Origin of the sequence: Lentzea sp. NPDC005914 (assembly GCF_040629405.1) — a bacterium.
Classification (GTDB): domain Bacteria; phylum Actinomycetota; class Actinomycetes; order Mycobacteriales; family Pseudonocardiaceae; genus Lentzea.
On record NZ_JBEXVQ010000009.1, the window covers coordinates 22,642 to 35,275 of the forward strand.

Annotated in this window: 13 protein-coding genes; 6 read left to right on the plus strand and 7 right to left on the minus strand. The window is 68.5% G+C overall.

Going from position 1 to position 12,634, the window contains the following annotated elements:
• Window positions 1–233 precede the first annotated feature (233 nt).
• Window positions 234–1,439 carry a DNA cytosine methyltransferase gene (locus tag ABZ345_RS14785; RefSeq protein WP_359847595.1) on the minus strand — a complete coding sequence of 402 codons (1,206 nt, stop codon included), beginning with the start codon at window positions 1,437–1,439 and terminating at the stop codon, window positions 234–236.
• Between the two features lie 62 nt (window positions 1,440–1,501).
• Here ABZ345_RS14785 and ABZ345_RS14790 point away from each other — a divergent pair, with 62 nt between their 5' ends.
• Window positions 1,502–2,266 carry a hypothetical protein gene (locus ABZ345_RS14790; RefSeq protein ID WP_359847598.1) on the plus strand — a complete coding sequence of 255 codons (765 nt, stop codon included), beginning with the start codon at window positions 1,502–1,504 and terminating at the stop codon, window positions 2,264–2,266.
• A 6-nt stretch (window positions 2,267–2,272) separates the two neighbouring features.
• Here the strand turns inward: ABZ345_RS14790 and ABZ345_RS14795 are convergent, their stop codons facing one another.
• Window positions 2,273–3,529, minus strand: coding sequence for a hypothetical protein (locus ABZ345_RS14795; RefSeq protein WP_359847600.1), 1,257 nt, complete (start codon window positions 3,527–3,529; stop codon window positions 2,273–2,275).
• A gap of 18 nt (window positions 3,530–3,547) precedes the next feature.
• Here ABZ345_RS14795 and ABZ345_RS14800 point away from each other — a divergent pair, with 18 nt between their 5' ends.
• A complete protein-coding gene (locus tag ABZ345_RS14800; protein ID WP_359847603.1) occupies window positions 3,548–3,757 on the plus strand; it encodes a hypothetical protein in 210 nt (69 codons plus the stop codon).
• Between the two features lie 126 nt (window positions 3,758–3,883).
• Here ABZ345_RS14800 and ABZ345_RS14805 read toward each other — a convergent pair whose 3' ends face one another.
• Complete coding sequence (locus ABZ345_RS14805; RefSeq protein ID WP_359847606.1) at window positions 3,884–4,090, minus strand: hypothetical protein; 207 nt, start codon at window positions 4,088–4,090, stop codon at window positions 3,884–3,886.
• Window positions 4,091–4,168: 78 nt separating this feature from the next.
• On the opposite strand from ABZ345_RS14805, the gene ABZ345_RS14810 reads away from it, so the two are divergent.
• Entirely contained in the window at window positions 4,169–5,014 is an 846-nt protein-coding gene (locus ABZ345_RS14810) for an NAD-dependent epimerase/dehydratase family protein (RefSeq protein WP_359848311.1), read from the plus strand.
• On the opposite strand, the gene ABZ345_RS14815 is transcribed toward ABZ345_RS14810, so the two are convergent.
• Window positions 4,959–5,870 (minus strand): ribonuclease Z, encoded by a 912-nt coding sequence (locus ABZ345_RS14815; protein ID WP_359847609.1) that lies wholly within the window; start codon window positions 5,868–5,870, stop codon window positions 4,959–4,961. The two genes, ABZ345_RS14810 and ABZ345_RS14815, sit on opposite strands and share 56 nt — an antisense overlap.
• Window positions 5,871–5,893: 23 nt before the next feature.
• Here ABZ345_RS14815 and ABZ345_RS14820 point away from each other — a divergent pair, with 23 nt between their 5' ends.
• Window positions 5,894–6,712, plus strand: a complete 819-nt coding sequence (locus tag ABZ345_RS14820; protein WP_359847612.1) for a serine hydrolase domain-containing protein — start codon at window positions 5,894–5,896, stop codon at window positions 6,710–6,712.
• Here ABZ345_RS14820 and ABZ345_RS14825 read toward each other — a convergent pair.
• Together ABZ345_RS14825 and ABZ345_RS14830 are read right to left on the minus strand one after the other, a co-directional pair.
• Window positions 6,696–7,022, minus strand: a complete 327-nt coding sequence (locus ABZ345_RS14825; protein ID WP_359847615.1) for a hypothetical protein — start codon at window positions 7,020–7,022, stop codon at window positions 6,696–6,698. The two genes, ABZ345_RS14820 and ABZ345_RS14825, sit on opposite strands and share 17 nt — an antisense overlap.
• Before the next feature lie 31 nt (window positions 7,023–7,053).
• Window positions 7,054–7,881, minus strand: coding sequence for an SDR family oxidoreductase (locus ABZ345_RS14830; protein WP_359847618.1), 828 nt, complete (start codon window positions 7,879–7,881; stop codon window positions 7,054–7,056).
• Window positions 7,882–8,097: 216 nt separating this feature from the next.
• Here ABZ345_RS14830 and ABZ345_RS14835 point away from each other — a divergent pair, with 216 nt between their 5' ends.
• A complete protein-coding gene (locus ABZ345_RS14835; protein WP_359847621.1) occupies window positions 8,098–8,574 on the plus strand; it encodes a macro domain-containing protein in 477 nt (158 codons plus the stop codon).
• A 149-nt stretch (window positions 8,575–8,723) separates the two neighbouring features.
• On the opposite strand, the gene ABZ345_RS14840 is transcribed toward ABZ345_RS14835, so the two are convergent.
• On the minus strand, window positions 8,724–11,183 hold the full coding sequence (locus ABZ345_RS14840) for a tetratricopeptide repeat protein (protein WP_359847624.1): 2,460 nt from the start codon (window positions 11,181–11,183) through the stop codon (window positions 8,724–8,726).
• Between the two features lie 158 nt (window positions 11,184–11,341).
• On the opposite strand from ABZ345_RS14840, the gene ABZ345_RS14845 reads away from it, so the two are divergent.
• Complete coding sequence (locus ABZ345_RS14845) at window positions 11,342–12,580, plus strand: hypothetical protein (RefSeq protein WP_359847627.1); 1,239 nt, start codon at window positions 11,342–11,344, stop codon at window positions 12,578–12,580.
• Window positions 12,581–12,634: the final 54 nt, after the last annotated feature.

Consider the following 12,634-nt stretch of genomic DNA (forward strand, 5'->3'; position numbering starts at 1 on the left):
TCGACACTGAACCGACAGGAAGCGTCCGGGACACTAGCCGATCGAGTTACACCCGATGGAGTGAGGTATGAGGGCCGCTACAAACCGTACGTGACCAGCGGAAAGCTACCGAGGGTGTCCACAGTGGATAGGTCCGCGATGCATCAATTTTGTCAGGTGACGTTAGATTCGTTGCCCAACAGTTATCAATTGAGACGTTTCGCTACGGATGACCTGCGACAACGGTTCAGGCCTCACGCCACCAATTCGGTAACTTCCACCGGTCGAATGTCGCCGGGCCGCAGTGAAGTGCCGCGCAGGCACATCTCGCGGGGTTCCGGGCGGCGGCCGGTGAGAATCCACCGCGTGAGCCCGGCCAACTGGTAGGCGATCAGCGGCGGAACGGCGTCGCCTACGTGCCGGTAGGCGTTGCCGAGAATCGACACGTCGAACCTGAACTGGCGGGGAAAGCCCTGCAAGAGGGCCATCTCGCGGACCGTGCAGAGGCGATGCTGCTCTGGGTGGGCATAACGGCCGTTGCCGACGTGGCCGCATTCCCTCTTGATCGTCCGGGCCGGTTCGTCCCACCACATGCGGCCGTAGACGTCCGGGTGCGAACCCCAGTTCTGCTCTTCGACGATCCTGCGTTGTGCAGGATTCAACAACTCCGCGGTATCGGGTGACCTGAGCAGATCCGCCCACGAGCCACCGTTCGCGGGAATTGCACGCATTCGTTCGAGACTGCGGTCCTGGGAAAAGGTCGGCGACACGTGAATGGGGTCTTCCAGGTCGGCCACGCCGGCCTCGATCCGGGGCAGCTTGCCGATCGCGCGCCTGACCGTGATCGCGGACGGGCGGATCACCCGGCCGTCCCACAGGTCGTCGAGCGTGAGCAACGGCAGACCGGCGTCGACGGCCACCATCAGCGTCCGCTCGCGCAGTTGCGGCAACCCGAACTTGGACAGCATGTGCGTGCCACCGGCGACCGAGTAGCCGAGGCTGGTCAGGTCCTGCGCCAGGCTGTCGAAGTGGTGGCGTTGCTTGCCTTTGACGAGCTCGCGGGCGTTCTCGACGAGCACGACCTTCGGGCGCAGTTCCTGGGCGTAGACCGCGATCCGGCCGACCAGCGAGTTCCGCGGGTCGTCGACCAGGTGGTTCTGGGCGGTGATGCGGCTGAAGCCCGAGCACGGCGGGCACGCCAGCAGCACGTCGAGCTGGCCCCGCTGCAGGCCCCAGACCTCGCGCAACGCCGACGGCGACACCTTCGAGAGGTCGACCTCCAACGGGTCGACGCCGATGTTCGCGCGGTACGTGTCGTTGCAGCGCAACGAACCCAAGCGGGAAGACGGCTTGCCGATCTGCGCGTCAGCGGCACCGACGACCCGGAAGTCGCGGTGGGCGTGGAAGCCGAAGCTCATGCCGCCCGCACCCGAGAAGATGTCGGCCACCGAGAAGGACACCACGAGATCGTACGGGCGAGGCTCCGAGGACCCTTCCCTGACATCCCGTACCTTTCCGCCCTATGGAGCTGCCGCGTGCGTGGCAACGGCCTGACCCGTTGCGTGGCCTCGACAGGATTTCCTGGGTCGAGGTCTACGACGGCCGAGGTGGGGCCGGTCGCGTGCCTCGTCTGCTCCGCTCGCTCATGGACCCCAGCGCCGACGTGCGCCTCGACGCGCTCAGCTCGTTGGCGGACCGACTGCTGACCGACGACACGGTCTCCGAGGCCTCGTTCTGCGCCGTGCCGTACCTGGTGGAGCTGGGGGCGTCGTACAAGGTCGCCGGGGACGTGCGGGACCGGGTGATCTTCCTGCTGGCCGCCATGGCGTTGGCGGGCAAGGGGTTCACCGAGGACGGACGGCGCACGCACCGCCGGTGGAACGCTCTGGGCCGCGAACTCCCCCGCACGGCACCCGACTGGCTGACCCAGACCCGGCACGCCGTCGCCCAGGGCGCTCCGAAGATCTTCGAGGCGCTGGCGTCCGAACGGGTGGCGTGCCTGGTGGCGCTCGCATGCGCGGTGCCGGAGAAGCAGCCCGCGTTCGTCATGGGGCTGATGCAGGACATGGTCGAGCTGCCGGGCGAGGAGATGCTCGCCGACGCGGCCGAGATCGCCGTGGCGCTGCTGAAGCGCTCGCCCGAGTTGCTGGGTGTGGACCTGCCCCGGCCGAAGGTGCTCGGCGAGGGGCTGGTGCGTCCGGCGCACCAGCCACGCGAGGTCGCCGCGGCGTTGATGGGCTACCGGTTCGCCCTCATCTCCGCGTACGGCGACGAGGGCGCCTGGTAGACCGTCCTAAGCGGTCACAGCCTCTTCGATGATGCTCTGCTCGAGCTGGGCCTCGTCCTCGACGGCGATCGCGGGTTCCAGAGCACCGAGGCCCGTCCCCCACTCCTGGTCCGCCAGTGCGAACGCCGCGACCGTCAACGCCGCCACGGGCGCGCCGACCGGCATGTTCTCGCGGTGCAGGTCGAGGTCCAGGCGTCCACCGATCGGCGACGGGCTCAGCCGCAACGTCGCGTGCGCGGGCTCCTCGGGGTGCGCCAGCCGGCACGCCCAGCCCGTGAAGATCACGCGGCGCTCGTCGACCTGGGTCGGCTGCACGGCACGCACGTTGGCGCCCACCGCACCCGAACGCAGGTTGTCCGCCGCCTGCAGGACGAGCTCCTCGAACCGCATGGAGGAGATGCCGAGGTCCCAGCCCGCGACCAGGGCGACCTGCACGAGCGCGAGGGGCAGCGACGGGACGGCGTCCTCGAAGCAGACCATCGCGCCGCCGTAGCGGGTGTTGATCTCGGTCGGCAGGAAGCCGTCCTCGGTCGCGATGCCGTCCAGCGTGAACGTGCCGCGGTAGCCGACGGTCTCGCGCAGGTGCTCGCCGACGCGGCGGGCCAGGTTGCGCATCTCGTCGCGGATCCACACGGGCGGGTCGTAGTACGACGCGCAGCCCGCGTAGAGGAACTTGGCCTGGCCCTGGCGGCGCGGCACGACCATCTCGATCGGACGCAGCACCGCGGTGCCGTCGGGGAACACGATGCCGTGCACGCTCACCGGAATGCCTTCCAGGAACGGCATGACACGCACCTGCTCGCACTTGGGGGCGAGCACTTCGTAGGCGTCCTTAGCCTCCTCGTACGTCCGCACGCGACGCACGAAGTTGGCACCGCCGTTGATCGCGGGGCCGTCACCGGACCAGACGACGCCGGCGCCGCGGTCGAGGATCTCCGAGGCGCCCCAGAGGCGTTCGAAGTCGAGGTCGAACACCATCGCGGGCGCGCGGCGGGCCGACAGCTCGTCCCACAGCGCGTCGATGGTGGTCTTGTTCTCCAGCTCGGCCCACTTGTGCTCGCGCGCGTTGAGCACGGGACGGCCCTGGAAGGTGCCGATCTCGTTGTAGGGCGTGCTGATCACGAGGGCTTCGGCCTCGGGGTCGAAGTCCTCGAGGATCGCGCGGACCTCGGCACTCGGCTTGGTCAGCAGCTTGCCCAGGCGGCGCTGTTCGACGGCGACGAAGCCGCCCTTGATGCCCAGCGAGACCCACCTGGCGATCACCGAGTCATGCAGCGGGGCATGATCGTCGGTATCCAGCACGAGCGTATGGCGAGCACCGAGCGCATGAAGCTCATGCGCGCGCTTCGCCAAACGCGTACCGCCGGCCAGCACTACCAGCCGGTCACCAAACAATCCGCCCAGGCGCTCGTTGAGCGCTGCGAAGACATGATCCATCGCCGAGAACCCGCTTTGAGAGAAGCAGAGGATGCGCCGGCGATCGCCGGGTGACGCGTAGCGTAGAGCCACCCGGTATGCGTGTCGAAGCACGGTCCGGCAACGGCCGGATGAATCTTGCGGCAGGCCCGCGGGAGCGGGCCTCACGGCAAGTGGATCAGTGGATGATCTAGGTGCGCACTAGGCGCGTGCCGCGTCCCGAAGGACCTGGTCAACGCGGTTGAGGAAACTGCGCCTGGGGTTGATCGCCTGGAGCGGTGCGGTGAGCTCGGTCGACTGAGGTGCGGGTGCGGCTCCCACGATCTCGGCCACGTTGCGGAGGAACTCCTGCCGCTTGAACTCGTGCACGACCACGTCGTGCAGGAGTCCGGCGATGCTTGTGTGCACAGCGCGATGGGGGTAACTCACTCGTGTGTTATCGGCGCAACCTCCGTCGACCTTTAGGGTCAACTTGTGCGAGTTCTAGTGACCGGTGCCACTGGGTATGTAGGCCGTGCCGTGGTGCGTGAGCTGCAGGTTCACGGGCATGAACCTGTTTTGTCCCGTCAGCGGGTGTCCGAGCCGTTCGGGTCGATCGACGCCGACGCCGTCATCCACCTGGCCGGTGCCGCCCGCGTGCGGGAGTCGTTCGAAGATCCACTTTCGTACTACGCGACGAACGTGGGCGGGACGCTGAACCTGCTGAAAGCGTTGGAGGGGCAACGATTCCTGCTCGCATCGACTTCCGGGGTCTACCGGCCGTCCGCCGACCCGCTGACCGAGTCGTCAGTCCGGGACCCCTCCTCTCCGTACGCGGCGTCGAAGGCCGCCGCTGAAGATCTTGTGGCGTGGGCGGCGCGGTCCGGGCGGATCGGGGCGAGCACGCTGCGTTTGTTCAACGTCGCTGGAGGTGGTGACACCGACACCACTCGGGTGATCACCCGAGCAGTGGCTCTCGCCGCCGGGACCGTGGACGGGATGGACGTCTACGGCGACGGGACGGCCGTACGCGATTTTGTGCACGTGCGGGACGTTGCGCGCGCGTTCGTCGTCGCGCTGGAGGCCTGCACGGTGGGCTCGGCCGCGGTCTACAACGTCGGGGCCACGCCCGCGTCCGTCCGTGACGTTCTGGAGGCCGTCGCCGAGGTGTCGGGCCGGCCTGTGGACGTGACGTGGCGGCCCGCGCATCCCAGTGAGGTGCGGGTGCAGCGGGCGGACGTGTCGCGGTTGCGCGCGTTGGGCTGGGAACCCTCCTACTCGGCGCTCCTGGACATCGTCAAGGACCAGTGGAGCGCTTCGGCACCTGCACCCGGTCCAGGTCCTTCGCGATGACGATCTCGCCGCCGAACTCCTGCGCGGCTTCCGCGTGGAACTCGGCGGGGTCCTCGTAGCGCTGGGAGAAGTGGGTCAGGACCAGCTTGCGGACCTTGCAGTCCTGCGCGACGCGGGCGGCCTGCTGGGCGGTGAGGTGGCCGTGGTCGCCGGCGAGCTTGGTGTCGCGGGCGAGGTAGGTCGACTCGATCACCAGCATGTCGGCCTGGTCTGCGAGCTCGTAGACGTTGTCGCACAGGCGGGTGTCCATGACGAACGCGAACTTCTGGCCTTTGCGGGGTTCGCTGACGTCTTCGAGCCTGATGCCGTCGAGCTCGCCCTGCTGCTGGAGCGTGCGGACCCGCGGGCCCTGGATGCCGTGCTCCGCGAGCTTCTCCGGGAGCATCCGGTGGCCGTCGGGTTCGACCAGGCGATAACCGAAGCTGTCGATGCCGTGGTCGAGCCGGTACGCCTCCAGCCTGCCGAACTTGCCGGTCGCTATTTCGCCGTCGTCGTCGACCGGCTCTTCCTTGATGTCCGCGGCGTCGTAGAAGGCGCTGGCGTAGCGGAGACGTTCGAAGAAATGGGCGCCGCTCTTCGGGAAGTGGGCGTGGACGGTGTGCGGGACACGGTCCAGGGAGAGCCTCTGGACGATGCCCGGCACGCCCAGGCAGTGGTCGCCGTGGAAGTGCGTGATGCAGATTCTCGTGATGTCGCTCGCAGCGGCGCCGGAGCGGAGCAGCTGGCGCTGGGAGCCGTCGCCCGGGTCGAAGAGGAAGCCCTCGCCGTCCCACCTCAGCAGATAGCCGTTGTGGTTGCGCTGGCGCGTGGGAACCTGGCTGGCCGTTCCCAGGACGATCAGTTCCCGGACTGTCACACCATGACGTTAACGTCTGTCCCATGCAGAGCGTGGAAGTGGCGGCGTCGTGGCCTGTCCCGAACGTTGCGGTGGCGGTCGTGTCCGGCGGCGCGGTGGTGGGCTCGCTGGGTGATCAGCAGCGCGTGTTCCCGCTGGCGTCGGTGACGAAGCTGCTGACCTCCTACGGGGTGCTGGTGGCCGTTGAGGAGGGTGCCGTCGAGTGGGACCAGCCCGCCGGCCCGGAGGGCTCGACCGTCCGGCACCTGATCTCGCACACGGCCGGGTACGCGTTCGACAAGGCCGAGGTGCAGGCCGCGCCCGGCACGCGCCGGATCTACTCGAACGCGGGTTTCGACGTGCTGGCTTCTTTTGTCGGCACGGCTTGCGAGATGCCGTTCGCCACTTATCTGCACGAGGCCGTGTTCGCGCCTTTGGGGATGAGTTCGTCCGCTCTGGTCGGCTCTGCCGGAGCCGGCGCCGAGTCGTGTGCCGCGGATCTGGCTTTGTTCGCGGCCGAGCTGTTGTCGCCGAAGCTGGTTTCCGCCTCACTGGTCCACGAGGCGACTTCGGTGGTGTTCCCGGGGCTGAATGGCGTTCTGCCCGGATATGGGATGCAGAAGCCGAACGACTGGGGTCTCGGGTTCGAGATCCGTGACGGCAAGTCGCCGCACTGGACCGGACTGTCTTTCTCACCCAGGACTTTTGGCCACTTCGGGCAGTCCGGCACTTTCCTGTGGGTCGATCCCGAGATTTCCGCTGCCTGTGTCGCTTTGACGGATCTGCGTTTCGGGCCGTGGGCGGTCGAGGCCTGGACGCCGTTCTCCGACGGCGTCCGCGCAGAACTCAGTCAGCGAGCCTGAGGGCGAGCTGCCGCAGGACTTCTTTCACGTCGGCGTCCTCGCAGTCGTTCTCGTACGCCTGCGCGACGCCGTGGAAGGCGTAGAGCAGCCCAGCGGTGAACCAGCCGAACTGCCCGAGCACCTGGTCCATGGCCTGCTTGAGAGCCTGCGCGCCGGCCTCGTTCAGTTCGCCGTCGACCTTGACCTCGTAGCTGAACACGCCCTCCTGCAACGACTTGAGGGCCGTGCGCAGGTAGTCGCCCGACTCGTCGGCGCCGTAGGTGAGCGTCAGGACGCCGAGCGCCCGCTGCATGATCTCCCGCTGGTCCACGCGGCCACTCTGCCCGCTTCCCGCGTGTGCGTCACGTTCTGACGCCCCAACGCACCCACGCCGTGTCCTCGGGCTCGAGCCGTTCCTCGAAGGCCTCGGCGATGCTGTCGACGTCCCACACGTCGTTTTCCAGGACGGGTGCCTTCGGTGACGTCTGGGCCATGACGTGCAGCCGCCCGTGGGCGAACCGGATGAGCTGGCCGGTGATCTTGGCCGCGCGGTCGCTGAGCAGGTACGTGACCAGCGGCGCGATCGTCTCGGGCGGTCCGCCGGGGACGGCCTTGGAGTCGGCCGCCGACATCCGCGTCCAGGCGATCGGGCACACGGCGTTGACCCTGATGCCCAGGTCGTGAAGCTCGGCCGCCGCCCCCGCCGTGATGCTCGCAACGGCCCCCTTGGACGCCGAGTAGGTCAGCGCGGACGGCTGGCCCACCATCGCGACCGAGCCGAGGTTGACGATCGACCCGCGCCGCATGCTCTGGACGGCGGCGTTGGTGCAGTAGAGGGTGCCGAGGACGTTGACCTCGATGAGCTCGCGCATCTTCGCGGGGTCGTCCAGGCCGATGGCCGCCTGGTACCTGATGCCCGCGTTGTTGACGAGCCCGTCGATCCGCCCGAACGCGGCCGTGCACGTGTCGATCATGGCCTGGGCCTGGTCGGGATCCGTGACGCTGCCGGCGCTGACGACCGCCCTGCCGCCCTTGAGGGTGATGAGCTCGGCGACCTGCCTGGCGAGCGGCTCGTCGACGTCGTTGATCACCACGGCGGCACCGCTGCGGGCGGCGTGAGTGGCGAACGCCCGGCCCAAACCCTGCCCGGCACCGGTGATGACCACGGCCTTGCCCGCCAGAATCGCCATACTTCGAGTGTGGCCAAGACGCGTGTGCGCGCGGTCCGTCACGTCGCCGAAAGGCCTCTGTCCGCGCCGAACGGTGTACGCGGAACGACGACCGGTCGTCGCGGATCCCAAACCGGTTTCCGCAGATCAACCACTGTGGAATCGATTGCTTCCGATCTTTGTCGGCAGTAGAAAAATGAGCGGAACTCGTGGTGCCGGACTGGCATCGTGCTCGCTGTGGAGACGCTGCGGATGATCAAGGGGGACGCGACGAGCCCCCAGGCCAAGGGGCCGAAGATCGTCGCGCACGTCTGCAACGACCTCGGCGGGTGGGGCAAGGGTTTCGTGCTGGCGGTGTCGAAGCGGTGGCCCGAGCCGGAGCGCGCCTACCGCGAGTGGCATCGGGGCCGGGCGGGCAATGACTTCGGGCTCGGGGCCGTGCAGCTGGTCCAGGTGAGGGCGGACACCTGGGTGGCGAACATGGTGGGACAGCGGGGTACCCGCACGGGGAGCAAGGGACCGCCGGTGCGGTACGACGCGATCGAACGGTGCCTCGTCGCGTTGACCGAGCACGCCACGCGCCTCGGGGCGAGCGTGCACATGCCGCGCATCGGCTGCGGGCTGGCGGGCGGCCGGTGGGAGCGGGTCGAGCCGCTCATCGCGGAAACCCTGCTGGCGCACGACGTCGCCACCACGGTGTACGACTTCGACTAGGGCCGGTACTGCCACGGGCCCGAGGTGTTCCTGATCATCACGAATCCCCCTCGTGGTGCGTGCGCCGCCCGTTTGCGGCGCACGCACACCTCACCAGCGAGGATCTTGTTCAGGCCCGGGTCTGGACAGGGCTGGACAAAGCTGGACGGTCACAGCTCGGCGAGGGCCGCCCGCAGCCGTTCCGCCGCCGGCACGCCGATCGCCTCGTACCGCTCCAACGCCTGGCGCCAGTGCCGTTTCGCGCTCACCGCGGCACCGGTGGCCCTGGCGACGGTGCCGAGTCCTTCCAGCGCCCGCGCCTCCTCCAGCCGGTAGCCGTGTTCGGTGGCGAGGGCCAACGCCTCGTGGTGCGCCTCGCGGGCCCCGGGCTGGTCGCCGGACAGGGAGCGGGCGAAGCCGAGGTGGTTGAGCACCTCGGACTGCAGTGACGCGTCGCCCACCTCGCGGCACATCCGCAGCGCCTCCTCGTACCGCGGGATCGCGAAGCCGTGCTCGCCCTTCGCGACGTGCACCGAGCCGAGGAACTTGACCACGAACGCCTCGCCGACGCGGCTGCCCAGCGCCTGGTAGGCGGCCAGTGCCTCCTCGAACATCAGCAGCGCCTCGCCGTGCTCGCCCAGCTGGTTGAGCACGTTGCCGAGGTTGGTCAGCGCGTGGGCCTGGCCGAGCTGGTCGCCGAGCGTTTTGAACGTCTCCAGCGCCGCACGCTGGTTGGTCAGCGCGCGGCTGAGCTCGCCCCGTTCTTCCAGGGTGACACCGAGGTTCAGCAGTCCCATCGCGAGGTGCTGCGGCCGGCCGAGGTGCCTGAGCAGCTCGATGGACTCCTCGTGGGCTTCGATCGCCTCGTCGAACCGGCCGAGCGAGCTGAGCGTGATGCCGATGCTGCTCAACGTGCCGGCCTGGCGTTCGCGGTCGTCCAGCCGGCGCCAGACCTCCGCGCTCTGCCGCAGCCAGTCGAGCGACTCGAGCTGCCTGCCCGTCACCTCGGCGGCGATGCCGAGGTTGCGCAACGCCTCGCCTTCGCCCGCCAGATCCCCGTCCGCCCGCGCGGTGGAGAGCTCCAGGTGGTGCATGCGCATCGCCTGCGGGCCGCGGGAGGTGGTTTCGAGGTGCCGCTTGGCCGCGTGCGCCAGGCGCCGCGCCTTCTGCCCCAGCCCCGTGCCGGCGGCGAGCTCGACGACCTCGACCACGTTGTCCGCCTCGGCCGTCAGCCACGCCCGTGCGGTGTCGGCGTCGGTCAGCCAGGACACCTCCGGCCGTTCCGCCGAATCGGCATGGTTGGGGTAGACGAGCGCCAGCGCCGCGGTGTGCGCGTCGATGTAGTGGTCGATCAACCGTGCGGCGGCCTCCGGCTCGTCAGCGAGTTCCCTGCTGTAGGCGCGGAGGAGGTCGTGCATCTCGTAGCGACCGTTGCCCTGCACCAGGTTCGCGCTGATCAACAGCTCGACGCGCAACGCGGCGTCGGCCAGGCCGGTGCTCGTGAGGGCCGCCGCCAGTGGAATGTCGAAGTCGCGGCCGGGATGGTGCCCGAGCAGGCGGAAGAGTTCGGCTGCCTCGGGCCGGAGCTGCCGGTACGACCACAGGAACACCGCGCGCACCATGCTGCGCGGATCACCGCTGCTGTCGAGCAGGTCGAGACGTTCGGCCCGCAGATCACGGACGACCTGCGCCAACGGCTCGTGCCGCGCGAACTCGGCCGCGATCCGGATCGCGAGCGGCAGCCGGGCGCACAGCTCCGCGAGCTCGATCGCCGCCTGCCGCTCGTAGTAGACGCGTTGCCCCAGCAGGCTGGTGAGCAGCTGCAGGGCCTCTTCCAACGTCAGCACGTCGAGGTCGAGCCGATGCGCCCCGTCCACCACCGCCAGCCCGGTGAGCGCGTCCCGGCTGGTGACCACCGTGAAGCACGACTCCGTCCCGGGCAACAACGGCCGCACCTGTTCCGCACTGCTCGCGTTGTCGAGCACGAGCAGCACCCTCTTGCCGTTCAGCACCGACCGCAACAGCCCGGCCCGCTCGTCCAGCCCCTGCGGCACCTCGCTGATCCCCAAGGCCCGCAACAACGTCAGCGCCGCATCCGCCGCCGACACCGGCGCCCCGACGTCGTAGCCGCGGAGGTTCAGGTAGAGCTGCCCGTCGGGGAACTCCTCCGCGATGCGGTGCCCCCAGTGCACCGCGAGCGCCGTCTTCCCCACACCGGGCGTGCCCGCGATCGCCGACAGCAACACGGTCCTCGCCGGCCGCCGCACCAGCTCGTCGAGCTCCCGGATCTCGGCCTCGCGCCCGGTGAACGCGGTGACGTCCTGCGGCAACTGCCGGGGCTTGGACGTCTGCTGGGGTTGCTTGCTCGAATGCTCGTGCGCCGCGACCCGGTCCCACGCATCCGCCCACAGCCGTTGATCAGCGTTCGTGCCTCCCAGCGCGATGACGATCCGGTCCAGCACCTCGGCTGGCAACAGCGTCTGCCCAGTCAGGTACGTGTGGACCGTCGACCGGGGCACCTCGATCCGCTTGGCCAGATCAGCCAGCGACACCCTCGTGCGCCCGCTGCCCCGCGCCGCGTTGCCCCGCAGCACCTCGAGCTGACGAACCAGGTCAGCCCGCGTCTTCACCTGCTCAGGATCCCCGCCCACACGCCCTCCCCTGCGTGACGACTACATCCAGAACGTATACGCCGAGGCCAGCCGGCCCGTTGCCCGAGCATGCCGGACGGGGAACCTGGATGGCCGTATCGTGCTTCGCTTGGATCGCTGCCTGCTGGAGGTAGACCGTGTCCGGGTTGCGGTGGGAGGACTTCGAGGATTCAGCGTTCGAGCGAGTGGTCGAGGAACTCATCTCGCGGGAGCACGACGGGGCTACGTCCATCGACGGCGGAACCGACGTGCGGTGGGCCGGTCCGGACGGCTTGGTCATCTTCGAGTGCCGGAAGTTCACCCAGGTAGCGGGTCCGCAGCAGCGCCAGATCCAGGAGTCGCTGGCGCGGGCCGCCGAGCACCGTCCAAGCCGGTGGATCCTCGTCGTACCAACGGATCTCACGCCGGGCCTGCACGCGTGGTTCACCGAACTCGGCGCTGAGCACGACTTTCCGCTGGAGTGGCGAGGTCGCACCTGGCTCGACGAGCGGATGGCCGTCAACTCCGACCTCGCGGGAAGCACTCACAACGAACTGGTGGCAGGTTCCGCTGAAAACGTGGTCCAGGCAGGCGTAGTTCATGGAGGAGTGCACTTCTACGCGCGGCAAAGGTGGGCAGCACTCTTCGCAGTCGTCGCCACACTCGCGCTCGGCGTTGTAGTCGTAAAGCTGTTCACCCCGTCGTCCTCCGACACGCCGGCAACATGTGAGGACATCGGAAACAAAAGGCGAGGTGTACGCGACCCGGTCTGGTACGAGCCGTTCAAGAACGCGTACGAACGAGGTGGCTCGGCAGCGGCCTTGGGTTGCCCGATCACGGAGGACCCCTCGGGTTACGTCCACCCCTGGGCCAAGGGAATGAGCCAGGACCTGGCTGGTGGCAGAGCCGGCCAGGCGCGAATCATGACCCTCAAGGACCCTGACCGGGTGTTCATCATGCAGGGCGACTACTTCCAGGCATATACCTTCGGCAAGAACTTGGGCGACAAGGTCCTGGGCGTCAATGCCGCGCAACACATGGGCTACCCCGTTTCAGACCTCAAACCGTGCGGCAACGCCGAAGTCGCCTTGCTGGACGAAGCCGAGTTCACCGTCGCCGGCAGCGTCCAGACTCCGGGCGCCATGGTCACCAACGCCAAGACCGGCAAGCTCGTCTGGATTCCCAAGGACATCTGGCAGCGCTACAAGGCAATCGGCGGACCGCGAGGAAGGCTAGGACGACCAGTCGGCACCGCGACGGAACGGCCGACCGGCCTCCTGCAGTACTTCGAACACGGCTACCTGACCACGACCAGCGGCGTGGCCAGAACGGACGTCGAGGAGCGCGGGGAGCCCGAACCGGCACCGAACGTCACGGTGGACGACTGCATGAGCTGAGACGGCGGCCGAGAGGTCAACAGCGGTCACAATACGATCAGAGCCCCTGTGGAA

Excerpts from the sequence above, each read along its gene's own strand:
- ABZ345_RS14790 (WP_359847598.1), top strand. The coding sequence starts at position 1,502 with ATGGAGCTGCCGCGTGCGTGGCAACGGCCTGACCCGTTGCGTGGCCTC.
- ABZ345_RS14800 (WP_359847603.1), top strand. The coding sequence starts at position 3,548 with ATGATCGTCGGTATCCAGCACGAGCGTATGGCGAGCACCGAGCGCATG.
- ABZ345_RS14820 (WP_359847612.1), top strand. The coding sequence starts at position 5,894 with ATGCAGAGCGTGGAAGTGGCGGCGTCGTGGCCTGTCCCGAACGTTGCG.
- ABZ345_RS14830 (WP_359847618.1), bottom strand. The coding sequence starts at position 7,881 with ATGGCGATTCTGGCGGGCAAGGCCGTGGTCATCACCGGTGCCGGGCAG.